A 25,478-nucleotide genomic window follows, 5' to 3' on the forward strand; every position below is an offset into this window, starting at 1 on the left:
GCGGCGGCCTGCGGGCGCGGGGGCAAGGTGCGGTCTCGCGGGGGAGGGGCCGGCTCAGAGCCAGTTGCCGCCCTGCGGCATCTGGATCTGCTCGGCCGGATCGCCGCCCGTCACGAACGAGCCGATGACGATGCTCAGCAGCGAGATGAAGATGCTCGCGAACAGCGCGGTCCAGAAGCCCGACACCTTGAAGCCTTTCACCAGCGCCGCCACCAGCAGGATCATCAGCGCGTTGATGACCAGCAGGAACAGCCCGAAGGTCAGCAGCGTCAGCGGCAGCGTGAGCACGATCAGCAGCGGCTTGACGATGGCGTTGGCCAGGCCGAGCAGCAACGCCGACACGATCAGCGCCGAGGTGCTCTCGAACTTGAGGCCCTTGAAGAGATGGCTGGCGACCCACAGCGAGATGCCAGTGATGGCCCAGTGGACGAGGAAAGGGGTGATGTTGTTCAGCATAGGGTGCGGTGTGTGGCGGCAGGCGCCATGGTAATGCGGGGCGCCGCAGTGGATGGGCCACGGGCAGGCGCGGGCGGATTTTCTGCGCGGGGTGGCTCGAACAGCAGGGGGCGGCCCGTTAAGATCGCGACCTTCCGGCGCCTGCGCAGGCGTTTGTCTCCATCCTTCTTTGGTTTGGCCGAATCCACCACGGTCATGCACCCATGGCGAATGCGTCAATCGCAAGCGTGACACCCGCTCCGGCGTCGGCCGACGAGGCCGAGTCGTGGGTGCGCGGGGAACTCATCCGCAGCCTGATGCGCTCGGCGCGCGGCTCCTACCTCGTCTCGGCGGCGCTCATGCCCGCCATGGTCGGCCTGAGCTGGGGCCACGTGCCCCGCTGGGAGCTGCTGACCTGGCTGGCCGCCGGCCTGATCGCCACCGCCTGCCGGGCCTGGGGTGCGCGCGTGTACGCCGTGCGCTACGCCGGGCGCAGCGCTGTTGCACAGCAGCAGTTCACCGACCGCTACGGCTTCGTGTGGAGCACCAGCGCGGTGGTGTGGGGCTGCTCGGTGCTGCTGTTCTTCGAGCGCACACCGCAGGTCAACCAGTTCATGAGCTGGCTCATCGTGGCCGGTGTGGGCACCTTCCCGCTCAACGGGCTGGCGCTGCACCCGCCGCTGCTCAAGCGCTACGTCAACACGCTGTTCATCACCATGCTCGGCGCGGTGCTGGTGCGCCTCGTGGCCGTGACCCTGCAGAGCCCGCAGTTCCAGTACGGCTACCTGATGCCGCTGCTGCCGATCCTGCACTGGTTCCTGCTGCTGCGCGCCGGCCGCAACATCCATGAGACCGCGCGCAATAGCCTGGAGCTGCTGTTCCACAACCACATCCTGATCAAGTCGCTCACGCAGCAGCGGCAGGCGGCGGTGTCGGCCGTGGCCATGAAGAACCGCTTCCTGGCCAGCGCCGCGCACGACATGCGCCAGCCCGTGCTGGCGCTGTCGCTGTACGCCGACTGGCTGCGCAACGAGCCCGAGCTGGTGCTCGAGCTTGCCCCGAAGATCGTGCGCGCCACCCACGCGGTGAACGCGCTGTTCGACTCCATGTTCGACCTGGCGCGCATCGACGCGGGCCAGGTGCGCCTGCACATCGAGCGCGTCGACGTGGCCGAGCTGCTGCACGACCTGGAGCTGCAGTACCGCCCCGTGGCCGAGAGCCGGGGCCTGGACTTCCGGGTGCACGTGACCGAGGGCTCGTTCCTCACCGACCCGATCCGCGTGCGCCGCATGATCGGCAACCTGCTCGCCAACGCCATCAAGTACACGACCGAAGGCGGCGTGCTGCTGGCCGCGCGCCAGACCCGCGAGGGCATGCGCGTGGAGGTGTGGGACACCGGCATCGGCATCGCGCCCGAGCACCTGCGCGACGTGTTCCTGGAGTTCTACAAGGTCGCCGACCACGCCGGCACCTCCGACGGCTTCGGCCTCGGCCTGGCCATCGTGGCTCGCCTGTCGCACGTGCTGGGGCACCCGGTCAGCGTGCGTTCGCGCCTGGGCAGCGGCAGCGTGTTCCGCGTGGCGCTGCACGACGCCGACGAGGCGGTGGCGCAGGCGCGGGTGAGTGCGTCGGGCGGCTGAGCGGCGCGCGATCACACAGGTGCCGCAAAGCCGCGACGAGCGCGCGAATGCGTCGCCGGCTCTGCTATCTTCCCTGTCAATACACAAGGGAGGATCAGGCGATATGGCGATTCAGTTCAAACATGCGTTGGGCGTTGCGGCGCTCGCATTGCTGACCGCATGCGGTGGCGGAGGTGGTGGCGGCGGAGGGCCTGTGTTCGGTCTGCCTTCGCCAAATTCGGGCACGGGCACGGGCGGGCCTTCCGGCCCCTCGGAGCCGGAGACGCCGGCTCCCGTCGGGGATGAACCGCCGCAAGCCCGCGTGGCGAAACCCGCCGACACGACCCTGGGGCTGGTCCTCAAGCTCGATGGCCGCACGAGCCAGGCGGCGCAAGGGCGTTCGCTGCGCTACGTGTGGGTGCTGCAGTCCAAGCCCTTGAACAGCAAGGCGGTGCTCGCTGGCGCCGACAGTGCAACTCCTTCTTTCCTCCCGGACGTTCCCGGCGAGTTCGTGGTTCGCCTGGTGGTGAACGATGGGGTGAAGGACAGCGAGGCGGCCTACCTGACGGTCACGCCCACCGCGCCGGCGGCGGCGGGGCCACATCTGAAGTTCGCGTTGATCGAGACGCTTGCCGCGCCGGACAACGGAAGCAGGTACACCCCCGATGTGGGGTGCAATGGCTATCGGCTCGAGACGTACTTCAAGGATTTCTGGCCATCGGGGTTCGATGTCGGAAGTTGCTCCATCCCCATGCCAGGCTTTGAACTTCGCGGCTATCTGTCCGGATCGGGTGGAAGCTTCAATGGCGCCAGTCCACATCGCATGGGCGAATTGGTTCTGGCGACCCCCGGAACGTTTCCTGCGGATACGCCGGTCACGTCGGTCAGCACGGCCTATGACATTGGCGCAAATGCCGTGGTGTTGGCGCAGACCCCGATCGGCAAGAGTGCGGGATTCGCTTTCCGCTACAGCCTGGAAGGGGCCCGGATGATCTACTGGCCGGATGATCCGCGCGTTGCCATCCAGCGGCCCAAGGCGCGATATCGCATTACCGGAACGGTGGTGCCGACCAATGCACCTCGCGGGTGGGAGGTCACGGGACAGACCTCGGTTCGCATCGTGGTCACCTTGATCACCGATCGGGACAGTCCGTACGTCAAGGTCCCCGTCTATTCAAAGACGTTCGACACGGAGTTTTCCGAGAACGTCGAGCTCGACCTCAATGCGGCGGTCTATCAAGTGGTTCCGAACACGCAGGGGATCTACACCGTCGAGGTCGTGCATCAGCTCGTGTACCGGCGAAAGCCCTCCTGAGCGGATGAACGGAGGCGCCTGCAGGGGGCGCCTCCATGAAAAAAACCGCGCACGAGGCGCGGTTCCTGATCAAACCAGCAGCTTCGCGGGCTCAGCCCGACAACAATCCATTCGTCCGTGCATAGTGAAGGGCCTGCGTACGGCTCTTCACGCCCAGACGGCGGAACAGGCGCCACAGGTGCACCTTCACCGTGTGTTCGCTGATCTCCAGGTCGGTGGCGATGTCGCGGTTGCTCATGCCCTTGTCGAGCATGGCGATCAGCTGGGTCTGGCGCTTGGAGAGCTTGCCGCTGTTGGCGGCCGGCATCTCCTCGGTGTCGTCTTCCGACCCGGCCATCAGCAGGCCGCGCAGGGCGGCTGCCAGCTCGTTGGAGCTGGCCGACTTCTCGATGTAGGTGTCGGCGCCGGCCTCGATGCAGGCGTCTTCCATGTCGGCGGCCGGGGCTGCCGAGTACACGGCGATCGGCACGTTCGGATAGACCTGCTTGACCGCGATCACGCCCGAGACGCCATTGGTGTCCGGCAGCTTCAGGTCCAGGCAGAAAAGAGTGGGCGCGCCACGCTGCTGGACCGAACTGGCGAGCTTGTCGAGCCGCTCGAGCTCGACGATGTTCTCGGCGGGGCGCAGGCGTCGCAGGACCATCACGATCGCGTCGCGCATCAGGGGGTGGTCGTCGATGACATAAATGCTCATGTTTTCTTCCTTTGTGATCGCACCGTCTTCTCTCTTGTCACACCCGCCGGCGGATGGCCCGCGGGTTGTTGCCGGATCAATGTCCCTGGGTGGTGGACGTTGCCTCCGCCAGTGCCTCCAGCGCCTCGGTGGCGGCGCGAGCCTGTTGCGCGTCGACCGGTTCGAGCTGCGCGGCCAGTGCCGTGAGCGCCGCGCCGCGTTGCACCTGCAAGTCGGCGATGGTACGGCCCGCTTCCTGCGGCGACGCGAATCCACGGCTTTGCAAAAGGGTTTCGCCGCGCGCATCGAGCAGCTTGAAATAGAAGAGGCCGTCGGCCTTCTCGCGGTATTGCTTGAAGCTGGGCTTCGCCACCTTGGCGGCCTTGGCGCCGGCGCCGTCGCGGCCCGCCGCGAGGTTGCGCAGGCCGACCGCATGGCGCAGCGAGGTCATGAAGGGGCGCGACAGCTTGCGCGCCTTCTCGGCGCCCAGCAGCAGGATGCGCTCGATCTCGGCCGGGTCGTTCATGAGCGCCTCGTAGCGCGCGCGCAGCGGCGCCACTTCGCGGTCGATGCGCTCGAACAGCACCTGCTTGGCGTCGCCCCAGGCGATGCCGTCGGCATACGCCTTGCGCAGGGCTTCGGTTTCCTCGGCGCTGGCGAAGGCCTGGTAGATCTGGAACAGGGCCGAGCCCTCGGTGTCCTTGGGCTCGCCGGGTGCACGCGAGTCGGTGACGATGCTGGCGATCTGCTTTTGCAGCTGCGCGCGCGGCGCGAACAGCGGGATCGTGTTGTTGTAGCTCTTGCTCATCTTGCGGCCGTCGAGGCCGGGCAAGGTGGCGACCGCATCGTCGATCTCGGCGTCGGGCAGCGTGAAGTGCTCGCCGTACTGGTGGTTGAAACGCTGCGCCATGTCGCGCGCCATCTCGATGTGCTGCACCTGGTCGCGGCCCACGGGCACCTTGTGGGCGTTGAACATCAGGATGTCGGCGCCCATCAGCACGGGGTACATGAACAGGCCCGCCGTGACGTCGGCATCGGGCTCCTCGCCCTTGGCGATGTTCTTGTCGAGCTGGGCCTTGTAGGCATGCGCGCGGTTGAGCACGCCCTTGCCGGTGACGCAGGTCAGGAACCAGGTGAGCTCGGTGATCTCGGCGATGTCCGACTGGCGATAGAAGGTGACGCGTTCGGGGTCGAGGCCGCAGGCCAGCCAACTGGCCGCGATTTCGAGCGTGGAGCGCTGGATGAGCGCAGGCTCCTGCACCTTGATGAGCGCGTGGTAGTCGGCCAGGAAGAAGTAGCTCTCGACGCCGGCCGCGACACTCTGGCGCACCGAGTGGCGGATGGAGCCGACGTAGTTGCCGAGGTGGGGCGTGCCCGACGGCGTGATGCCGGTCAGGACGCGCAGGGGAGCGGGAGAAGACGAAGCCATGTGACGGAAGGAGAGACTTAGAGCAGCATTGCCTTGAGCGGCGTGATGAGCAGGTTGACCACGAAGTAGCCGGCATCCATCAGCGGGCGCAGCCAGTAGTTGCTGACGATGCCGGCGAGCACCAGCGCCATCACGATGAAGAAACCGTAGGGCTCGATGCGCGCCAGGAAATTCTGCGCCGGGCCGCTGGGCAGCAGGCCGGCCAGCACGCGGCCGCCGTCGAGCGGGGGCAGCGGGAACAGGTTGAAGGCCCACATCACGAGGTTGACCAGCACGCCGCCCTGGCACATCTTGATGAAAAAGGTTTCATTGACGCCGGCCGCGACGATCACGATGAGCAGCACGGCCCACAGGATGGCCTGGATGAAGTTGGAGGCCGGGCCTGCGAGCGCGACCCACACCATGTCGCGCTTGGGATGGCGCAGGCGGTTGAAGTTGACCGGCACCGGCTTGGCATAGCCGAACAGGAAGGCGCCCGAGGTCGCGAAGTACAGCATCAGCGGCATCAGGATGGTCCCGATGGGGTCGATGTGCTTCAGTGGGTTGAGCGTCACGCGGCCCATCATGGCCGCGGTGTTGTCCCCGAAGTGGCGTGCCACGTAGCCGTGCGCCGCTTCGTGCACGGTGATCGCGAAGATCACCGGCAGTGCGTAAATCAGAACGGTCTGTATCAGATTGGAAATATCCACTGCGCGATTGTGTCAGAGAGGAATGAGGCGGCCGAGCCGTTTGTCAGAGGCCAAGCACCGCGAGTGCACCGCGGCCCTGGCGCACCACGACCGGGTCGTCGCCCGTGCCCATGGGCGTGAGGTCGACCACGGTGGTCGGCTGCGACGGGCAGGCGCCGGCGTCGATGACGGCGCCGATCTGCTTCTCGAAGCGCTCGCGGATTTCCTGCGCGTCGTTCAGCGCCTCGGTCTCACCGGGCGCGATGAGGGTGGTGGCCAGCAGCGGTGCGCCGTGCAGTTCCAGCAGCTCCAGCAGCACCTTGTGGTCGGGCACGCGCAGGCCGATGGTCTTGCGCTGCGGATGGCTCACGCGGCGCGGCACTTCCTTGGTGGCTTCGAGCAGGAAGGTGTAAGGGCCGGGCGTGGCGGCCTTGAGCAGGCGGTACTGCTTGTTGTCGACGCGCGCGTAGTTGGCCAGCTCGCTCAGGTCGCGGCACAGCAGCGTGAGGTGGTGCTTGTCGTCGACCTGGCGGATGCGGCGCAGCTGGTCGACCGCGTCCTTGTCGTCCAGGTGGCAGGCCAGCGCGTAGCTGGAGTCGGTGGGCACCGCCACGATCTCGCCGCGCGCGAGCAGCGCGACGGCCTGCTTCAGCAGGCGCTGCTGGGGGTTCTCGGGATGGACTTCGAAGTACTGGGCCATGGTGTGGGTTGCTCCTGATCAGGATTCCGCCGGTTCGATCGGCACGCGCCGCTCGCGCACGGTGAGCCACGCGCCGGCGGCGCCGCACACGGCGATCATCGCCATGCCGATCAGCGAGAAGCGGTCAGGCACGTGGGAAAAGATGAGCCAGCCGCCCAGCATCGCGAAGGCGATCTGCGCGTACAGGTACGGGGTGAGGGTGGAGGCCGGCGCGCGCTGGTAGGCCAGGATCAGCATGAAGTGTCCCACCGTGCCCATGAAACCCATGAGACACAGCAGCGCCCACCATTCCCACGAGGGCAGGGCGGTCCAGGCGAAAGGCACGGCCACCGAGGCCAGCAGCGTGCCGACCCAGCCCGTGTAGAAGTGCATGGTCAGCGGGTTCTCGGTCTGCGCGAGCTTGCTGGTGAGCACCTGGAACCAGGCGTTGGTCAGCACCAGCCCCAGCGGCAGCAGCATGGCCCAGCTGAAGCTGCCGCCGCCCGGACGCAGGATGACCAGCGTGCCGATGAAGCCGCCGGCCACCAGCGTCCAGCGCAGCGGCGACACCTGCTCCTTGAGGGTGGTGGCGGCCAGCAGCGTGATCACCAGCGGCGCGATCAGCACGATCGACGTGAACTCGGCCAGCGGCATGTAGCGCAGGCTCAGGAAGGCAAAGAGGCTCGAGCCCAGCAGCAGCGCCCCGCGCAGCGCCTGGTAGCGCGGGTGCTGCGTGCGCAGCAGGGCCGTGCCGCGCAGCGGCAACAGCACCAGCGTGGTGGCCACGGCCTGGAAGGCATAGCGGAACCACACGCCCATGAGGATCGGCACGGCGAGCGTCGAGTACTTGGTGGCGGTATCGAGCGTGGCGAAGCAGGCCACCGCCAGGATGACCAGCCCGATGCCCGCGAGGATGCGTTCGGATTCGGTGCGGCGGCGGGTTTGCGCTGCGGCGCGTGCCTGGGCGAGCGCGGCGGTGGCCGCGCTGTCGATGCCGGGCCCGGGGCTCTGGCTCACTGCTGGATGCGGTGGCCGAGCAGTTCCCACACCGGCGTGAGGCTGCCGGGCAACGGTGGCAGCTTGCCGAGATCGCAGTGGCTCTCGTCGGGGCTGTGGAAATCGCTGCCGCGCGAGGCGGCGAAATCGAACTCGAGCGCCTTGTCGGCGTACTCGACGAATTCGGCCGGCGTGTGGCTGCCCGTGACGACCTCGATCGCCTGGCCACCGTGCGCCTTGAATTCGAGGAACAGCGCGTACTCCTCGTTGGCCGTGAACTTGTAGCGGCCCGGGTGCGCGATCACGGCCATGCCCTTGGCGGCGGTGATCCAGTGCACGGCATCCTTCAGCGAGGCCCAGCGGTGCGGCACGTAGCCCGGCTTGCCTTCGGTGAGGAACTTGCGGAACACCTCGGGGGTGTCGCGGCAGTGGCCCTGCTCGACCAGGAAGCGCGCGAAGTGCGTGCGCGAAATGAGTTCGGGGTTGCCGACGAACTTGAGCGCGCCTTCGTAGGCGCCGTGGATGCCGACCTTGGCCAGCCCCTCGGACATTTCCTGCGCGCGCTTGCCGCGCCCGCCGCGCGTGTCGTACAGGCCCTGCGACATGGCGGCGTCGTCGGGGTCGAAACCCAGGCCGACGATGTGCACGGTTTCGTTCGCGAAGGTCACCGAGATCTCAGTGCCCGTGAGGTAGCGCATGCCGTTTTCGCGCGCGGCCGCGGCGGCGCGGTGCTGGCCGCCGACCTCGTCGTGGTCGGTGAGGGCCCAGAGCTCGACCCCGTTGGCGGCGGCGCGGGCTGCCAGCGCTTCGGGCGTCAATGTGCCGTCGGAGACCACGGAGTGGCAGTGAAGATCGGCATTGAGAGTAGAAGACACCGGCCGATTCTAGGCGCTCTCGCCCGCCGACACCGGCGTGTGGATGCTTCGCGGTGCTACTAGATAAATAGCATTAACCTCATCGCCCAAGCGGCTTGGCGCGCGCCGTCCCCTGGGCGCTCAGGCGCGCAGGTCGTGCTTGACGAGGTCGGCGGCGCGCTCGGCGATCATGATGATCGGCGCGTTCGTGTTGCCCGACACCAGCCGCGGCATCACCGAGCCGTCCACCACACGCAGCCCCTGCAGGCCGTGGACCCGCAGGCGGGCATCCACCACCGCAGCGCCATCGTCGGCGGGGCCCATGGCGCAGGTGCCCACCGGATGGAAGATGCTGCCGCCGCGGCGGCGCACCCAGTCCAGCAGCTGCGCGTCGCTGGCCAGCGCGGGCCCGGGCTCGTGCTCCTGCGCCAGGTAGCGCGCCAGCGGCGGCGCGGCGGCGATCTCGCGCATCTTGCGCACCAGCCGCACGGCCAGCGCGCGGTCGGCTTCGTGCGACAGGTAGCGCGGCTGGATCGACGGCGCCGCCAGCGGATCGGCCGAGCGCAGCATGATCTCGCCGCGGCTGTGCGGGCGCAGCAGGCAGGCCGACAGCGTCACGCCCGGGAACGGATGCGGCGGCTGGTGCGGCCGCTCGAAGCTCACCAGCCCGAAGTGGATCTGCGCATCGGGCCACCCCGCGGCCTCGTCGCCTGCCGGAAAGAAGGCGCCGGCGCGGTAGACGCCGCCGTTCAGCGCGCCGCCGCGCGTCAGCAGGTAGCGCATGAACTCGCGCGCGCTGCGCCAGCGGCTGTGGGCGATGTCGTTGAGCGTCTCGATGCCGTGGCAGCGGTAGCTGGGCCGCACCTGCAGGTGGTCCTGCAGGTTGCGCCCCACGCCCTCGAGCGGCGCCACCACCGGCAGGCCCAGGCGGCCCAGCAGCCCGGCCGGCCCCACGCCCGAGAGCTGCAGCAGCTGCGGCGACTGGATGGCACCGGCGCTCAGGATCACCTCGTGCCGCGCCGAGACGCGTTCGGCCTTGCCGTCGCGCACACAGTCCACGCCGACGGCGCGCCGCCCCTCGAAGCACACGCGGGTCGCCTGCGCGCCCGACAGCACGCGCAGGTTGGGCCGGCCCCGCGCCGGCGCCAGGAAGGCCCGCCCGGTGTCCATCCGCTGCCCGTGGCGCGTCGTCATCCGGAAGTAGCCGGCGCCGCTGTTGTCGCCGCCGTTGAAGTCGGCTGTGGGCGCGATGCCGGCGTGCGCCGCCGCGGCGATGAAGGCGTCGGACAGCGCATCGCGCGGCAGCGCGGACACCCACAGCGGCCCATCGGCCGCGGGCTGCGACCGGTCGAAGTAGGGGCGCACGCTGTCCCAGTCCCAGCCCGGGTTGCCCAGCGCGGCCCACTGGTCGTAGTCGGCGCGGTGCCCGCGCAGGTACAGCATGCCGTTGATGAGGCTGGAGCCGCCCGGCCCCCGTCCGCGCGGCCAGGGCAGGCGGCGCTGCGCCATGTCGGGCTCGGGGTCGGTTTCGAAGCGCCAGTCGTGCCGGGGGTGGCCCACCGTCTTGAAGTAGCCGATGGGAATCTTCAGCCACGGGTTGCGCGAGGGCTGCCCCGCCTCGACCAGCACCACCTGCAGCGCGGGGTTTTCGCTCAGGCGGGCGGCCAGCACGCAGCCCGCCGAGCCACCCCCGACGATCACGATGTCTGCCTGCATCGCGCGCTCAGTCGGCCTTGATGCCGGCGCCGCGGCCCAGGCGCAGCCACTTGTCCGACTCGGCCGCCAGCACGGTGCGAAAGCGCGCCGGCGTCATCGGCTCCGGCTCGAGCGCCAGCGTGGCCAGGCGCTCGCGCACCTCGGGGGCGGCCAGCGCCTTGGCGAGCGCGTCGCCGAGCCGCTCGACGATCTCGCGCGGCGTGCCGCTGCGCACCGTCATGCCGTCGAAGGAGCGCAGTTCGAAGCCCGCGTAGCCCTGCTCGATCATCGTGGGCACCGCGGGCAGGGCCGGCAGGCGGTGCGCGCCGGTCACCGCGAGCGCGCGCAGCTTGCCGGCCTGGATGTGGGGCAGCGCCGCCGACGCGGTCAGGAACATGGTGTCCAGGCGCCCGGCCAGCAGGTCGCCCACCGCCATCGGGAACTGGTTGTACGGCACGTGCGTGAGCTGGCTGCCGGTCTGCTGGGCGAACAGCGCGCCGGCCAGGTGCGCCGGCGTGCCGTTGCCGCCGGAGCCGAAGCTCAGCGTGCCCGGCCGGGCCTTGGCCGCGGCCTCCAGCTCGCGCGGCGAGCCCAGCGCCGAGGCGGCGGGCGCCACCAGCACGTTGTAGCTCCAGGCCGTCATGCCGACCGGCTCCAGGCTCTTGAGCAGATCGAGCGACTGGCTGGGGAACAGCAGCGGCGCCACCAACGAGGCCGACGACAGCATGTAGACCGTGTAGCCGTCGGCCGGCTGGCGCAGCACCTCGCCCAGGCCCACGGTGCCGGCCGCGCCCGGCCGGTTCTCGACGAACACGGTCTGGCCCAGCCCGCCCGCCATGCGCTCGGCCACCACGCGGCCCGCCACGTCCGCCGGCGTGCCGGGCGCCCACGGCACGATCAGGCGCACGGGCCTGGTCGGGTACGCCTGGGCCGCGGCGCCGGCGGGCAGCAGGCCGGCCAGCAGGGCGGCAGCTATGAGGGCGGCGCAAAGGGATCGCTTCGTCGGTTCGGTCATCGCGGGTCTCCGGGGTGCCAGGGGGTGGGCGGATTCTGGGCAGGCTGGGGGAGGGCGACAAATGAGAAATCCGAGCGTACTCATACCGTTGCCGATATAAATGGCCATGGCCTCCTTCCTGGAACGAAACCTCACGCTGCGCCAGCTGCGGCTGCTCAGCCAGCTGGGCCGCACGCTCAGCCTGAGCAAGTCGGCCGAGCTGCTCAACACCACCCAGCCCGCGCTGTCGCGCACGCTGGCCCAGCTCGAGGCCACGCTGCAGGTACGCCTGTTCGAGCGCACCACCAAGCGCATCGCGCCCACGGCGGCGGGGCTGAGCATGGTCCGGCACGCCGACCGCGTGCTGGGCGAGCTGATGCTGGCCGAGGAGTCGCTGCGCGACCTGCGCGTGGGCGTGAGCGGCGAATTGCGCCTGGGCGTGCTGCCCGTGTTCTCGGCGCAGCGGCTCGCGGTCGCGCTGCTGCAGGCCTCGCAGATGCTGCCCCACGTGCGCCCGATGGTGCAGACGCTGGAGATCGAGGACCTGCACGGCGCGCTGCAGGACGGGCGCATCGACCTCATGCTCGCGCACGCGGAGTGGACGGTCGACCTCAACCGCGTCGAGGTCACGCCGCTGTACGAGGAGTTCAGCAGCATCGTGGCGGCGCCGCGGCACCGGCTGGCGCTCAAGCGCGCGCCGACCTGGGCCGAGGCCGCCAACGAGCGCTGGGTGCTGCCGCCGCACCGCACGCCGCTGCGACCCAAGCTGGACCGCATGCTGTCGGTGCACCGCCGCCCGGGCGGGCCGCACCCGGCCGACATCCAGGCCGACTCGGCCCCGCTCGCGCTGCACCTCGTGCGCAGCTCGGGCCTGCTGTGGGCCACCGCCAACCACTACGCCGAAGACTTCGAGCGGCGCGGGCTCGTGCGCCGCATCGCCATGCCGGGCGAACTGCTGCGCGGCCCCATGTGCGCCTTCCGCCTGCGCAGCGAGGCGATGAACACACCCACGCGCGTCTTCCTGCAATGCATGCAGGACGCGGCCGTTGCGCCGCTGCCGTCGGATTGAGTGCGACCGCGCCTCAGCGCTTCTTGCGAAACGCCGTCCAGGCGGCCACGGCGGTGAAGGTGGCGACGATCGCCACCACGATCCAGAACCCGTGCTTGTGCTCCGCCAGCGGAATGCCGCCCACGTTCATGCCGAACAGGCCGGCCAGGATGTTGATCGGCAGCGCCAGCACCGTGACCACCGTCAGCACGAACAGGCTGCGGTTGTTGTCCTCGTTGACGTTGGCGGCGATTTCTTCCTGCAGCAGCTTGATGCGCTCCTGCAGCGCCTGCATGTCGCGCAGCACCACCGAGAACTCCTCGGTCGAGCCGCGCAGCTCCTGCACGTCGGGCTCGGCCATCCAGGCCGGCGGGCCCTGCAGCAGGCGGAACAGCGCGGCCGGCTCGGGCGCCAGCAGCCGCTGCAGCCGCACCAGCAACCGGCGCAGCACACCCAGCCGCGCGCGCTTGTGGTCCAGGCGCCCGGCCAGCAGCTCGTCCTCGATGCGGTCGATGCGCGAGGTGACGCCGCGCACGATCTTCACCAGCACGTCGGCCTGCGCGCGCAGCAGGTGCTCGAGCAGCTCGGTGCTCGAGCGCGGCGCCTCGCCCGCCTTCACGGCCGTGCGCAGCGCGTCGACCGAGCGCAGCGGCTTGGTGCGCGCCGTGACCACCAGGCGCGGGCCGACGCTGATCCACAGCGTGGAGATGTCCGAGGGCTCGAAGCTGAACTCGAAGTGCACGTCGTTGATGACCGCGATCAGCGAGTCGTCCGCGCGTTCGATGCGCGTGGAGGGCAGGCCTTCGTGCAGCGTCTCGTAGAAGGTGTCCGACAGCGCCGCGTGCCGCGTCAACCAGCGCTCCGCGTGCGCGTGGCTGAGGTTGAAGTGCAGCCACACGTAGGCGCCACTGTCGTCCTCCGTGCTGTTGTGCGCAGCCAGCCACGCGGCGGCCTGCGCCGAATCGATCGCGCGCGCCGGCTCCGGCGCCGCGGCATCGAACAGGTAGCCGCAGATCAGCCCGGCTTCGTCACCGCCGTAGGTCTGGGCGGACAGGTCATGGAATACCGACGACAAGGTGTGTGATCAGAAAAGACGGGTGAACAGCCAGTACAGCGAGCCCGACAGCGCCATGGCCACCGGCAGCGTCAGCACCCAGGCCAGCGCGAGGTTGCGCAGCGTGGACATCTGCAGGCCCGAGCCGCTGGCCGTCATGGTGCCGGCCACGCCCGACGACAGCACGTGCGTGGTCGACACCGGCAGGCCGTACATGTCGGCCGCGCCGATGGTGCACATCGCCACCAGCTCGGCCGAGGCGCCCTGCGCGTAGCTCAGGTGCGTCTTGCCGATCTTCTCGCCCACGGTGACCACGATGCGCTTCCAGCCGATCATGGTGCCCAGGCCCAGCGCGATGGCCACCGCGATCTTGACCCACAGCGGAATGAAGCGCGTGGCGCTGTCCAGCTCCTGGCGGAACGTGTTGACGCGCAGCTTGGTCTCGTCGTCGAAGGCCGCGGCCCCGCTCTTGTCGAGGTGGCGGATGGCCTCCGAGGCCAGGTACATGTCGTTGCGCACGTTGGCCACCGCCTCGGCCGGCACCGCGGCCAGCGAGCCGTGCTGGCGCACCTGCTGGCCGATGCTGCCGGCCGTGACGGCGAGTGCCGGTACGACGCGGTCGTTGAACTCGCGGGTGCGCACATAGGTGGAGAGCGTGTCGCGCGCGGCGGCGGGCTCCAGCGCGGGCAGGGTGGCGGGCGCCTTGCGGTTCAGCGCGTTCTGCGCCATCTCGGCCACGGCCACGAACTTCACGGTTTCGTTCGCGGGCATCGCGCGGTTCAGCGCGTAGGCCATGGGCACCGTGCCCACCAGGATCAGCATGATCAGGCCCATGCCCTTTTGCCCGTCGTTCGAGCCGTGCGCGAACGACACGCCGGTGCAAGTGAGGATGAGCAGGCCGCGAATCCACCACGGCGGCGGCGTGCTGCCCTTGGGCTCTTCATACAGCGCGCGGTTTTTCACGAAGGCGCGCAGCACCAGCAGCAGCAGGGCAGCGCAGCCGAAGCCCACCATCGGCGACAGCAACAGCGAATAGCCGACCTTGGTGGCCTGCGCCCAATCGACCCCGCTCGTGCCGTCGCGCCCGTGCATCAGCGCATTGGCCACGCCCACGCCGATGATCGAGCCGATGAGCGTGTGCGACGACGAGGCCGGCAGGCCCAGCCACCAGGTGCCCAGGTTCCAGATGATCGCGGCGATCAAGAGCGCGAACACCATCGCGAAGCCCGCGCCCGAACCCACCTGCAGGATGAGCTCCACCGGCAGCAGCGCGATGATGCCGAAGGCCACCGCGCCGCTGGACACCAGCACGCCCAGGAAGTTGAAGAAGCCCGACCACACGACCGCGAAGTTGGGCGGCAGCGAGTGCGTGTAGATCACCGTGGCCACGGCATTGGCCGTGTCATGGAAGCCGTTGACGAACTCGAAGCCCAGTGCAATCAGCAGCGCCACGCCCAGCAGGATGTAGGGCACCCAGGTCGTCACCGGCGCGCCCGAGGCCGTGACGTCGCCCACCAGGCTCCAGGCCGTGAACAACAGGCCCGCGGCCAGCAGGCCCACGAAGGTGATCAGCGTGATCGCGCCGGGCTTGGCGTCGAGCTGGGGCCGGTGCGCCGCGCTGGGCGCGGCCGGCATCTCCGGTGCCTGCGAGGGCGGGGCGGCGAGCGTGTTCATGGACGGTTTTTGGGCTGTTGTAGTGCCCCGGATGGTGTTCGCGCCATGTGACAACGGCGTGTCGGCTGACAGGAACCCGCCGCAAAACCGTCACGCCGCCGTCATGCGGCGGGTGCAGCATGCTTTTTGTCTACCCGCCACTCTTTCCTCTTTCATCATGCTGACGAGCGCACTTCCCGACCACGAAGACCTGATGCAACGCATCGCCCGCGACCTGATCGACAGCTACGACGAAGAGCTCGAACTGGAGATCGAAGACCGCAACCTCGACGGGCTCGACCCCGCATCGGCGGCGTCTTCCGTGTCCGACAAGGCGGCGCGCCAGGCCTATTTCAAGGAACTCTTTCGCCTGCAGGGCGAACTGGTCAAGCTGCAGGACTGGGTGCAGCACAGCAAGCAGAAGGTGGTCATTCTTTTCGAAGGCCGCGACGCGGCGGGCAAGGGCGGTGTCATCAAGCGCATCACCCAGCGCCTGAACCCGCGCGTGGCCCGCGTGGCCGCGCTGCCCGCGCCCAACGACCGCGAACGCACGCAGTGGTACTTCCAGCGTTACGTGGCGCACCTGCCGGCCGCCGGCGAGATGGTGCTGTTCGACCGCAGCTGGTACAACCGCGCCGGCGTCGAGCGCGTGATGGGCTTTTGCAGCGACGACGAGTACGAGGAGTTCTTCCGCACCGTGCCCGAGTTCGAGAAGATGCTCGTGCGCTCGGGCATCAAGGTCATCAAGTACTGGTTCTCCATCACCGACGACGAGCAGCACATGCGCTTCCTGGGCCGCATCCACGACCCGCTCAAGCAGTGGAAGCTCAGCCCCATGGACCTCGAAAGCCGCCGCCGCTGGGAGGAGTACACCAAGGCCAAGGAGATCATGCTGGAGCGCACCCACATCCCCGAGGCCCCGTGGTGGGTGGTGCAGGCCGTCGACAAGAAGAAGGCGCGCCTGAATTGCATCAGCCACCTGCTGGGCCAGCTGCCCTACCAGGAAGTGGCGCACGCGCCGGTCGAGCTGCCTGCGCGTGAGCGGCATGACGACTACCTGCGCCAGCCCGTGCCCGCCACCATGATCGTGCCGGAAATCTACTGAAGGCTTCGCGGCCGTTTGGCCGCATGGCGCTTTGCCTGCACACTGCGCCATGGCCCGTCGCTCCACCGCTTCCTTCTTCGCCCGCGCTTACGAGCGCAACCTGAAGGCGCTCACCAAGCTCACGCTGAGCAACGGCCAGCGCGTGGCCGGCCGGGTGCGGCGCGCCACCGCCGAGCGGCTCAAGCCGCCGCCCGGCAAGGGCGACTGGCTCAGCGGCATGGCGCTCGGCCCCGGTGGTGCGCGCGGCTTTCATCTGTTCCGTCCGGCCGGCCTGGAACTGCAACCCGGCGAGAAGCTGCCGCTCATCGTCATGCTGCACGGCTGCGGCCAGACCGGGCGCGACTTCGCGGCCAGCACGCGCATGAACGCGCTCGCCGTGCGCCAGCGTTTTCTCGTGCTCTACCCCGAGCAGGACCGCATCGCCCATCCGCAGGGCTGCTGGAACTGGTACGAGCGCCGCTCCGGCAAGGCCGACGCCGAGGCCGCCACGCTGATGGCTGCCGTCGACCAGGCCTGCATGCTGTACCCCGCCGACCGCGACCGCGTGGCCGTGGCCGGCCTGTCGGCGGGCGCGAGCATGGCGGCGCTGCTGGCCACGCGCTACCCGAACCGCTTTCGCGCCGTGGTCATGCACTCGGGCGTGGCGCCCGGCGCCGCGAAGTCGCCGGCCACCGCGCTCGGTGCGATGCGCGGCGAGCACGTGCCGCCGATGCCCGTCACTGCGGTCGGCAAGGCGATGGGCGCTGCCGCCGTCTTTGCGACGCTGCCGCCGATGCTGGTGCTGCACGGCGACGCCGACACCGTGGTGGCGCCCAGCAACGCCGTGAGCAGCGCGGCCGTCTGGGCCACCGCCCTGGGCGCGCGCCCCGGCACGCCGCGCGACCTGCAACGCGGCAAGCGCCACGCCATGCGCGTGACCGACTTCAAGCGCAAGGGCGCCACGCTGGTCACGCTGTGCGAGATCGCGGGGCTCGGCCACTCGTGGAGCGGCGGGGCGCGCGGGCAGCTGTTCAGCGACCCGATCGGGCCTGATGCGACGCGCATGACGTGGGCCTTTGCGTCCGCGCAGTTCGACAAGCGCTGAGCGCCCGCGCCTTGCGCGCATGACCTTGGAGGTCATTGCCGCGATGCCCGCTGGTGCCGACAGTGGGGGCCATGACATCGTCGAACCCCGCCGCTTCTATCCCGTCGATCACGTCCGCCGCGCCCGGCCCGCTGGGCCTGTGGGTCATGCTCAGCGGCACCTTCCTGGTGGTGCTCGATTTCTTCATCGTCAACGTCGCGCTGCCATCGATGCAGCACGACCTGCAGGCCAGCGCGGGCACGCTGCAGCTGGTGGTCGCGGGCTACGGCCTGGCCACCGCTGCGGGCCTGGTCACGGGCGGTCGGCTGGGCGACCTGTTCGGCCGCCGCCGCATGTTCATGCTCGGCCTGCTGCTGTTCACGCTCGCCTCGGCCGCCTGCGGCGTGGCGCCCAACGCCGAGTTGCTCGTGGCCGCGCGCGTGCTGCAGGGCCTGGCCGGCGCGCTGCTGCAGCCGCAGGTGCTCGCGATGATCGGCCTCGCCTACACGGGCGAAGACCGGGCACGGGCCTTTGCAGCCTACGGACTCACGCTGGGCCTGGGCGCCACGCTGGGGCAACTGGTGGGCGGCGTGCTGATCCATGCCGACCTCGCGGGGCTCGGCTGGCGCAGCTGCTTTCTCATCAACGTGCCCATCGGCCTGCTGGCGCTGGTGCTCGCGCCGCGCGTGGTGCCGCCTTTGACGCAGGGCGGTGGCAGCAGCCGGCTCGACCTGGCGGGTGTTGCACTGGTTGCGGCCGGCTCGGTGGCCGTGGTGCTGCCGCTGGTCGAAGGGCGCCAGCAGGGCTGGCCGCTGTGGAGCTGGCTGTGCCTGGCCGCCGCGGTGCCGCTGTGGGGCCTCTTCGCGGGGCAGCAGCGCCGCCTTGCGGCACGCGGCGGTGCGCCGCTGGTGGCGCCGGTGCTGCTCGCCAACCGCCGCTTCGTGACCGGGCTGCTCACCACGCTGGCCTTCTATGCGGGCAACGCCTCGTTCTACTTCGTGCTCGCGCTGTACCTGCAACAGGGGCTGGCGCTGGGGCCGCTCAGTTCGGGCATCGTCTTCACCGCGCTGGCCGTCGGCTTCTTCGCGACCTCGATGGCCGGCGCCCGCATCGCCCGCCGCTTCGGCGGCACGCCACCGATCGCGCTCGGCGCCCTCGTGCTCGCGGCGGGGCATGCGTTGCAGTGCGCCAACGTGGCCGGCTGGCCGGGCCATGCGCATGGCGTGGCGTGGATGGTGCCGCTGCTGTTCGTGCAGGGCGCGGGGCTCGGCATGGTGATGGCGCCGCTGGTGTCCACCGTGCTCGCCGGCCTGCCGCCGCAGCATGCGGGCGTGGCGTCGGGCGTGCTGTCGATGGTGCAGCAGGCGAGCAATGCGCTGGGGGTGGCGTTGATCGGGATCTTGTTCTATGGGCAGTTGGGGCGCGAGGCGGATTACACGGCGGCATTCGGTGTGGCGCTGGTGTACCTGATGGTGTCGGCGCTGCTCGTGGCGGTGCTGCACCGGCGGGGCAGCCGCATCGCGTAGCCGTGCGGCCATGCCAAACTCCCGGGGACTTTCCAGGAGCGACATGGCCGCCGACGATCTTCAAGACCTGACCCAGGCGCTGCGCGCGTTCGCGAGCGCGCGGGGCTGGGAGCCCTTTCATTCACCGAAGAACCTGGCATCGGCGCTGTCCGTCGAGGCCGCCGAACTGCTGGAGCATTTCCAGTGGCTCACCGAAGCCCAGAGCCGGACGCTCGCGCCGGAAAAGCGCGAGGAGGTGGCCGCCGAGATGGCCGACGTTCTTCTCTACCTGCTGCAACTGGCCGACCAGCTCGGCGTCGATCTGGCCGATGCAGCGCGGCGCAAGATGATCGTCAACGCGCGCAAGTACCCGGCCGAGACCCCGCGCGATCCTTGAGCCCGGCGTCGCCCGGCGATGTCCCTCGGGTATCGCACGGCGATGCTTTCGCGATTTGGCGGCCCGTGCCGCAAGGCGCTCACTAGCCTGCCCTGTCCATTCACCAAGAACACACAGGGAGACTCGAATGAAACGTCTTTGGATCGCCATCGCAGCCTCGTTGCTGCTCACCGCAGCTGTCGCATCCGCCGACCCGCTGCCGATCAACCAGTTGCCGATGTACGGCGATCGCGCGAAAACAGAAGCAATGAAGAACGCCGATGCCGACTTCATCGCGTCGATGGAGAAGCAGGGCCTCTCGCGCGCCGAGGGCGCCCGGCAGGCCATCCAACGGGGCTGGACGGCCTGGGGCAAGAGAGACCTCACGACGGCCATGGCGCGCTTCAACCAGGCGTGGCTGCTGGACCCTGAGAACGGCAATGCGTACCACGGCTTCGCTTTGGTGATGGCCGTTCGCGGCGACGCGTCGCCCGACCTGGAGCGCTTCTTTCGGTTGTCCACGTCGAAGCCGGTGGTCGATGCCGAGGCGTTCGTCGACTACGGCCATTTCCTCTGGCAGGAGAAACGCCTGGACGAGAGCCAGGTCCAGTTGAACAAGGCCCTTCAGGTCTCGGCGACGGCGCGCAACGCCCGCGCCAACATGGCATTCGTGTACTACCTGAGGAACGACTTTGCCCCCGCCTGTACCTGGGCGCGGGATGCAAAGGCCAATGGCGACAGGCTGGAGAGAGGCTTCCTCGACGAGATGTGCACGCGCGCCGGCCAGCCGCAGGGCGGGGCGCCGGCAGCCCCGGCCCGTCCCCCCGCCTGAGTACCTCCGTGTACGCCACCCGGCGTATTTCCCCTTTGTGGTGCGTTCCGCAGACTCCTCTCCATCGCCAGCCCCGCGCTGTCGACAAGGTTCAACCCAACCGGAGCAGGAGTCCACATGCAACGTCGTTTCACACTCAAGGCGCTCACCGCCGCCGTCGCGCTGGCCAGCATTTCTGCTGCACCCGCATTTGCCGCCGACACCATCAAGGTCGGCGTGCTGCACTCGCTGTCGGGCACGATGGCCATCTCGGAAACCGTGTTGAAAGACACGGTGCTGATGGCCATCGACGACATCAACAAGAAGGGCGGCGTGCTGGGCAAGCAGCTCGAACCGGTGGTGGTCGACCCGGCCTCCAACTGGCCCCTGTTCGCCGAAAAAACCAAGCAGCTGCTCGGCCAGGACAAGGTCTCGGTGATCTTCGGCTGCTGGACCTCGGTGTCGCGCAAGTCGGTGCTGCCCGTCGTTGAAGAAATGAACGGCCTCCTGTTCTACCCCGTGCAGTACGAGGGCGAAGAGCTCTCCAAGAACGTGTTCTACACGGGCGCCGCGCCCAACCAGCAAGCCATTCCGGCGGTCGACTACCTCATGAGCAAGGAAGGCGGCGGCGCCAAGCGCTGGGTGCTGCTGGGCACCGACTACGTGTACCCCCGCACGACCAACAAGATCCTGCGCGCCTACCTCAAGAGCAAGGGCGTGAAGGACACTGACATCGACGAGAAGTACACCCCCTTCGGCCACAGCGACTACCAGACCATCGTCGCTGACATCAAGAAGTTCTCGGCCGGCGGCAAGACCGCTGTGGTGTCGACCATCAACGGCGATTCCAACGTGCCCTTCTACAAGGAACTGGGCAACGCGGGCCTGAAGGCCAAGGACGTGCCGGTCGTCGCCTTCTCGGTGGGTGAGGAAGAACTGCGCGGCGTGGACACCAAGCCGCTCGTGGGCCACCTTGCGGCATGGAACTACTTCATGTCGATCAAGAACCCGACCAACACGGCCTTCATCAAGCAGTGGAGCGACTACGCCAAGGCCAAGAACATCGCCGGCCATAAGGACAAGCCGCTCACCAACGACCCGATGGAAGCCACCTGGATCGGCATCCACATGTGGAAGCAGGCGGTAGAGAAGGCCAAGTCGACCGACACCGACAAGGTGATCGCCGCGATGGCCGGCCAGACCTTCACGGCGCCGTCGGGCATCGTCTCGAAGATGGACGAGAAGAACCATCACCTGCACAAGAGCGTGTTCATCGGCGAGATCAAGGCCGACGGCCAGTTCAGCGTGGTGTGGAAGACGCCGGGTCCGGTCAAGGCCAAGCCGTGGAGCCCGTACATCGAAGGCAACGACAAGAAGCCCGACTACCCGGCCGGCAAGTCGATGTAAGTCTTCGACAAGTCCCTTGCCTTGCTCCCTCTCCCCCTGGGGAGAGGGCGGGGGTGAGGGCAGCGGCGGTCGATCCGGTCGCCGTGTTTGTTTGAAGGCCGCAAGCCCTCACCCCAACCCTCTCCCCCAAGGGAGAGGGGGCAACACGAATCTCATGATGCTTCGACGAACCCTTCACTGCGCCTTCGCCGCCATGCTCCTCGCAGCGTCGGCCGCCCACGCGCTGACCGCCGACGAAGCCCGGGCCATCGCCTCCGGCGAGTCCGAAGCCCGCATCGCCGCGCTCAACAAGGCCGTCCTCACCGCCGACGACAAGACCGCCGCGTTCATCCAGGCGATGTCCGACGACGCCGTGAAGTACACCGAAGACAAGGTCTTCGTGATGAAGGACGACAAGGGTTTCGACCCCGTCACCGGCGCCGAGCTCAAGGTGCCCGACACCGCCGAAGACGTCGTCAACAACAACCTCATGCGCGGCGCACTCGACGCCGCGCAGGCCGCACTCAAGCTCACGAGCACCGACGACGCGGTGCGCGCCGAAGCCGCACAGGCGCTCTTCAAGGAGCCCGACGAGTCGCGCATTCCGATGGTCGAGAAGGCGCTGGCCGCCGAGGCCAACCCGAAGATCAAGGCGCAGCTCGAACTCGTGCGCGCCGCCAGCATGCTCACCAGCGCTGACAAGGCCAAGCGCCTGGCGGCGGCCAAGGAGTTGGGCAACAACCGCAGCCCCGACACCAAGCTGCTGCTCAACCAGCGCCTGGCCGACGAGACCGAGGCCGACGTGAAGGCGGCCATCACCGCATCGATCGCGAACATCGACGGCGCGCTGGTCTGGGGCGACCGCATCAACGCCGTGTTCAGCGGTATCAGCCTGGGCTCGGTGCTGCTGCTCGCCGCGCTCGGCCTGGCCATCACCTACGGCCTCATGGGCGTCATCAACATGGCGCACGGCGAGCTGATGATGATCGGCGCCTACGCCACCTACGTGATGCAGGGCATCTTCCAGAAGTACATGCCCGAGGCGGCGTTCGGCTGGTACCTGGTGGCCGCGATTCCCGTGTCCTTCCTCGCCTCGGCGCTCGTGGGCGCGGTGCTGGAGCGCGGCGTCATCCGCTTCCTCTACGGCCGGCCGCTCGAGACGCTGCTCGCCACCTGGGGCATCAGCCTGATGCTGCAGCAGCTGGTGCGATCGCTCTTCGGCGCGCAGAACGTCGGCGTGGAAAACCCCGGCTGGATGAGCGGCGGCTTCACGATGCTGAGCAACGTCACGCTGCCCTGGAACCGCATCTGCATCATCGTCTTCGCGGCGCTCGTGCTGCTCGCGATGGGCTGGCTCATCGGCCGCACGCGCCTGGGCCTGTTCGTGCGCGGCGTCACGCAGAACCGCCCGATCGCCTCGTGCATGGGCGTGAACACCGCGCGCATCGACACCTACGCCTTCGCGCTCGGCTCCGGCATCGCGGGCCTGGCGGGCTGTGCGCTGAGCCAGATCGGCAACGTCGGCCCCGACCTGGGCCAGAGCTACATCGTCGACAGCTTCATGGTGGTCGTGATGGGCGGCGTCGGCCAGCTCGCGGGCACCGTGTATGCGGCGCTGGGGCTGGGCATTCTCAACAAGTTCATCGAGGGTTGGGCGGGCGCGGTGCTCGCGAAGATCGCGGTGCTTGTCTTCATCATCATCTTCATTCAAAAGAGACCTCAGGGCATCTTCGCCATGAAGGGCCGGAGCGCAGAAGCATGAGCAAGGTCGCATTGCCAACCAAGGGGCCGCTGCTGAGCGGCAAGGGCTGGACGGCCTTCTTCGTCGCGCTCATCGTGGTGTGCGCCGTGGCGCCCGTGCTCAACATGTGGGTGCCGGCCGACAGCCCGCTGCACATGAGCGACTACGCCGTGGCGCTGGTCGGCAAGATCATGTGCTACGCGATCTGCGCGCTGGCGATGGACCTGATCTGGGGCTACACCGGCATCCTGTCGCTGGGCCACGGCCTGTTTTTCGCGCTGGGCGGCTACATGATGGGCATGTACCTCATGCGCCAGATCGGCCGCGACGGCAACTACAAGAGCGACCTGCCCGACTTCATGGTGTTCCTCGACTGGAAGGAACTGCCCTGGCACTGGACCTTCAGCGGCAGCTTCGGTATGACGCTGCTGCTCATCGTCGCGGTGCCCGGCCTCATCGCCTTCGTGTTCGGCTTCTTCGCCTTCCGCTCGCGCATCAAGGGCGTGTACTTCTCGATCATCACGCAGGCCATGACCTTCGCGGCCATGCTGCTGTTCTTCCGCAACGAGACGGGCTTCGGCGGCAACAACGGCTTCACCGACTTCAAGCGCATCCTGAACATCCCGATCGCCACGCAGGAGATGCGAATGACGCTCTTCGCGCTCACCGGCCTCACGCTGCTGGGCTTCTTCCTGTTCGCCAAGTGGCTCATCGGCAGCAAGTTCGGCCGCGTGCTGCAGGCCATTCGCGATGCCGAAACGCGCGTGATGTTCTCGGGCTACAACCCGTTGCCCTACAAGCTCACGATCTGGGTCATCTCGGCCGTGATGTGCGGCGTGGCCGGCGCGCTGTACGTGCCGCAGGTCGGCATCATCAACCCGGGCGAGATGAGCGCGGCCAACTCCATCGAGATCGCGGTGTGGGCCGCAGTCGGTGGGCGCGCCACGCTGATCGGTCCGATCCTCGGCGCCTTCATCGTCAACGGCGCCAAGAGCTGGCTCACCGTGGCCTACCCCGAGTATTGGCTGTACTTCCTGGGCGCCTTGTTCATTGCTGTCACGCTGTTCCTGCCGAACGGCATCGTGGGGTTGGTGCGCCAGTGGCTGTCGCGCGAGAAGACGCAGAAGGCCGCGGCGCCGGCCGCGAAGGAAGCGCGGCGCGAGCCCGCGGCCGCGCATGCCGAGCCCGAAGCGACGGTGCAGGCGCCCCTGGTCGCCGATGTGAAGGGAGCTCGCGCATGACGCCCGACCTGATGGAAGCCGGCGCCGAGCGCGCCGCACGCGCAGCCGGCCTGCACGCGGCCACGGGCCAGACCGAATCGGGCGGCCGCACCGCAGGTTTCAGCCGCATCGCGACGCCAGGCGAGGTCGACATCACCCACGGCCGCATCCTGTACCTCGAAGACGTGAGTGTGAGCTTCGACGGCTTCAAGGCCATCAACAAGCTCTCGCTCGACATCGCGCCGGGCGAGCTGCGCTGCATCATCGGCCCCAACGGTGCGGGCAAGACCACGATGATGGACATCATCACCGGCAAGACGCGCCCCGACTCGGGCACCGTGTTCTTCGGCAGCACCATCGACCTGCTGCGCCACCGAGAGGCCGACATCGCGCAGCTGGGCATCGGCCGCAAGTTCCAGAAGCCGACGGTGTTCGAGCACCTCACCGTGTTCGAGAACCTCGAACTCGCGCTCAAGACCGACAAGGGCGTGCGCGCGTCGATGCTGTTCAGGCTCGACTCGGCGCAGAGCGACCGCCTGGCCGAGGTGCTGGAGACGATTCACCTGGCCGACAGCGTGTCGCGCCTGGCTGGCAACCTGAGCCACGGTCAGAAGCAGTGGCTCGAAATCGGCATGCTGCTGATGCAGGACCCGAAGCTGCTCCTGCTCGACGAGCCCGTGGCCGGCATGACCGACGAGGAAACCGCCCGCACGGCCGAGCTGTTCCTCACGCTCAAGGGCAAGCATTCGCTGATGGTGGTGGAGCACGACATGAGCTTCATCCGCACCATCTCCGAGATCGTGACCGTGCTGTGCGATGGCTCGGTGCTCGCGCAGGGCACGCTCGACGAAGTGCAGGCCGACGAACGCGTGATCGAGGTCTACCTTGGCCGGTGAACTTGTCGCCGCGGCCAGAGCCGCCGGCATCAACGCCACGACCAGCGTCCGGTGTGCGGTGCGGCGTGGGCGGCCCCTCTGTGCCGCCGAGGAGCGCAGCGTTTCGCGGATCAGGGCTCGCAGCTGTTTGAGCGCGGCGAGTTCTGCGAGACCCCGCGAAACGCGAGCACCGCAGGGCAGCCCGAAGTGCCGGCACAGTGGGGCCGACCGCGCCGTGCCGCACACCGGGTGCCCCCGATAAAGACCAAGGAAGGCGTCCCACC

The 25,478-nt window shown here is 68.6% G+C and carries 23 protein-coding genes; 12 read left to right on the forward strand and 11 right to left on the reverse strand.

Annotated elements, in window-relative coordinates; all coding sequences use genetic code 11:
* Positions 1-54: 54 nt before the first annotated feature.
* Entirely contained in the window at positions 55-456 is a 402-nt protein-coding gene (locus AC3WQM_RS06845) for a phage holin family protein (RefSeq protein ID WP_492677439.1), read from the reverse strand.
* 203 nt (positions 457-659) lie between these two features.
* On the opposite strand from AC3WQM_RS06845, the gene shkS reads away from it, so the two are divergent.
* Together shkS and AC3WQM_RS06855 are read left to right on the forward strand one after the other, a co-directional pair.
* On the forward strand, positions 660-2,075 hold the full coding sequence (gene shkS / locus AC3WQM_RS06850; RefSeq protein ID WP_489059525.1) for a surface-behavior sensor histidine kinase ShkS: 1,416 nt from the start codon (positions 660-662) through the stop codon (positions 2,073-2,075).
* 103 nt (positions 2,076-2,178) lie between these two features.
* Positions 2,179-3,369, forward strand: a complete 1,191-nt coding sequence (locus tag AC3WQM_RS06855; RefSeq protein ID WP_492677441.1) for a hypothetical protein — start codon at positions 2,179-2,181, stop codon at positions 3,367-3,369.
* Positions 3,370-3,460: 91 nt separating this feature from the next.
* On the opposite strand, the gene AC3WQM_RS06860 is transcribed toward AC3WQM_RS06855, so the two are convergent.
* The 8 genes from AC3WQM_RS06860 to AC3WQM_RS06895 all read right to left on the reverse strand — a co-directional run bounded on the left by AC3WQM_RS06860 (position 3,461) and on the right by AC3WQM_RS06895 (position 11,378).
* Complete coding sequence (locus AC3WQM_RS06860) at positions 3,461-4,063, reverse strand: LuxR C-terminal-related transcriptional regulator (protein ID WP_056578680.1); 603 nt, start codon at positions 4,061-4,063, stop codon at positions 3,461-3,463.
* Between the two features lie 76 nt (positions 4,064-4,139).
* The gene (locus tag AC3WQM_RS06865) at positions 4,140-5,471 is read right to left on the reverse strand and encodes a tryptophan--tRNA ligase (RefSeq protein ID WP_492677443.1); all 1,332 of its coding nucleotides are present in this window, start codon (positions 5,469-5,471) and stop codon (positions 4,140-4,142) included.
* A gap of 17 nt (positions 5,472-5,488) precedes the next feature.
* Positions 5,489-6,160 (reverse strand): site-2 protease family protein, encoded by a 672-nt coding sequence (locus tag AC3WQM_RS06870; protein WP_489059521.1) that lies wholly within the window; start codon positions 6,158-6,160, stop codon positions 5,489-5,491.
* Between the two features lie 43 nt (positions 6,161-6,203).
* Positions 6,204-6,839 (reverse strand): L-threonylcarbamoyladenylate synthase, encoded by a 636-nt coding sequence (locus tag AC3WQM_RS06875; RefSeq protein ID WP_492677445.1) that lies wholly within the window; start codon positions 6,837-6,839, stop codon positions 6,204-6,206.
* Positions 6,840-6,857: 18 nt separating this feature from the next.
* Positions 6,858-7,835: a DMT family transporter gene (locus tag AC3WQM_RS06880; protein ID WP_492677447.1), complete on the reverse strand. Its 978-nt coding sequence runs from the start codon at positions 7,833-7,835 to the stop codon at positions 6,858-6,860.
* On the reverse strand, positions 7,832-8,689 hold the full coding sequence (locus tag AC3WQM_RS06885) for a 3',5'-nucleoside bisphosphate phosphatase (RefSeq protein WP_062482136.1): 858 nt from the start codon (positions 8,687-8,689) through the stop codon (positions 7,832-7,834). Before AC3WQM_RS06885 ends, AC3WQM_RS06880 begins: the two co-directional genes overlap by 4 nt.
* 120 nt (positions 8,690-8,809) lie before the next feature.
* Entirely contained in the window at positions 8,810-10,384 is a 1,575-nt protein-coding gene (locus tag AC3WQM_RS06890; protein WP_492677449.1) for a GMC family oxidoreductase, read from the reverse strand.
* A 7-nt stretch (positions 10,385-10,391) separates the two neighbouring features.
* Complete coding sequence (locus tag AC3WQM_RS06895) at positions 10,392-11,378, reverse strand: Bug family tripartite tricarboxylate transporter substrate binding protein (protein WP_492677451.1); 987 nt, start codon at positions 11,376-11,378, stop codon at positions 10,392-10,394.
* 106 nt (positions 11,379-11,484) lie between these two features.
* Between AC3WQM_RS06895 and AC3WQM_RS06900 the strand changes: the two genes are divergently transcribed.
* Positions 11,485-12,426, forward strand: coding sequence for a LysR family transcriptional regulator (locus AC3WQM_RS06900; protein ID WP_492677453.1), 942 nt, complete (start codon positions 11,485-11,487; stop codon positions 12,424-12,426).
* A gap of 13 nt (positions 12,427-12,439) precedes the next feature.
* Here AC3WQM_RS06900 and AC3WQM_RS06905 read toward each other — a convergent pair whose 3' ends face one another.
* Positions 12,440-13,480, reverse strand: coding sequence for a transporter (locus AC3WQM_RS06905; RefSeq protein ID WP_492677455.1), 1,041 nt, complete (start codon positions 13,478-13,480; stop codon positions 12,440-12,442).
* 9 nt (positions 13,481-13,489) lie between these two features.
* Complete coding sequence (locus AC3WQM_RS06910) at positions 13,490-15,133, reverse strand: inorganic phosphate transporter (protein ID WP_492677457.1); 1,644 nt, start codon at positions 15,131-15,133, stop codon at positions 13,490-13,492.
* Positions 15,134-15,290: 157 nt separating this feature from the next.
* On the opposite strand from AC3WQM_RS06910, the gene ppk2 reads away from it, so the two are divergent.
* The 9 genes from ppk2 (at position 15,291) to urtD (ending at position 25,215) form a co-directional block, all read left to right on the forward strand.
* Positions 15,291-16,217 (forward strand): polyphosphate kinase 2, encoded by a 927-nt coding sequence (gene ppk2, locus AC3WQM_RS06915; RefSeq protein WP_489059508.1) that lies wholly within the window; start codon positions 15,291-15,293, stop codon positions 16,215-16,217.
* 49 nt (positions 16,218-16,266) lie between these two features.
* Positions 16,267-17,301, forward strand: a complete 1,035-nt coding sequence (locus tag AC3WQM_RS06920; protein WP_492677459.1) for an extracellular catalytic domain type 1 short-chain-length polyhydroxyalkanoate depolymerase — start codon at positions 16,267-16,269, stop codon at positions 17,299-17,301.
* Positions 17,302-17,372: 71 nt separating this feature from the next.
* The gene (locus AC3WQM_RS06925) at positions 17,373-18,806 is read left to right on the forward strand and encodes an MFS transporter (RefSeq protein ID WP_492677461.1); all 1,434 of its coding nucleotides are present in this window, start codon (positions 17,373-17,375) and stop codon (positions 18,804-18,806) included.
* 43 nt (positions 18,807-18,849) lie between these two features.
* The gene (locus tag AC3WQM_RS06930; protein WP_492677463.1) at positions 18,850-19,182 is read left to right on the forward strand and encodes a nucleotide pyrophosphohydrolase; all 333 of its coding nucleotides are present in this window, start codon (positions 18,850-18,852) and stop codon (positions 19,180-19,182) included.
* Positions 19,183-19,309: 127 nt separating this feature from the next.
* Positions 19,310-19,993: a hypothetical protein gene (locus AC3WQM_RS06935; RefSeq protein WP_492677465.1), complete on the forward strand. Its 684-nt coding sequence runs from the start codon at positions 19,310-19,312 to the stop codon at positions 19,991-19,993.
* Positions 19,994-20,110: 117 nt separating this feature from the next.
* Positions 20,111-21,379 carry an urea ABC transporter substrate-binding protein gene (urtA, locus tag AC3WQM_RS06940; protein ID WP_176659534.1) on the forward strand — a complete coding sequence of 423 codons (1,269 nt, stop codon included), beginning with the start codon at positions 20,111-20,113 and terminating at the stop codon, positions 21,377-21,379.
* A gap of 193 nt (positions 21,380-21,572) precedes the next feature.
* Positions 21,573-23,120 carry an urea ABC transporter permease subunit UrtB gene (gene urtB / locus AC3WQM_RS06945; RefSeq protein ID WP_492677467.1) on the forward strand — a complete coding sequence of 516 codons (1,548 nt, stop codon included), beginning with the start codon at positions 21,573-21,575 and terminating at the stop codon, positions 23,118-23,120.
* Positions 23,117-24,340: an urea ABC transporter permease subunit UrtC gene (gene urtC / locus AC3WQM_RS06950; protein WP_492677469.1), complete on the forward strand. Its 1,224-nt coding sequence runs from the start codon at positions 23,117-23,119 to the stop codon at positions 24,338-24,340. The genes urtB and urtC overlap by 4 nt, the downstream gene beginning before the upstream one ends.
* On the forward strand, positions 24,337-25,215 hold the full coding sequence (urtD, locus tag AC3WQM_RS06955; protein WP_095744117.1) for an urea ABC transporter ATP-binding protein UrtD: 879 nt from the start codon (positions 24,337-24,339) through the stop codon (positions 25,213-25,215). Before urtC ends, urtD begins: the two co-directional genes overlap by 4 nt.
* The last annotated feature ends 263 nt before the right edge of the window (positions 25,216-25,478 follow it).

The sequence above is a fragment of the Variovorax sp. FW301-JW7 genome (genome assembly GCF_058788795.1).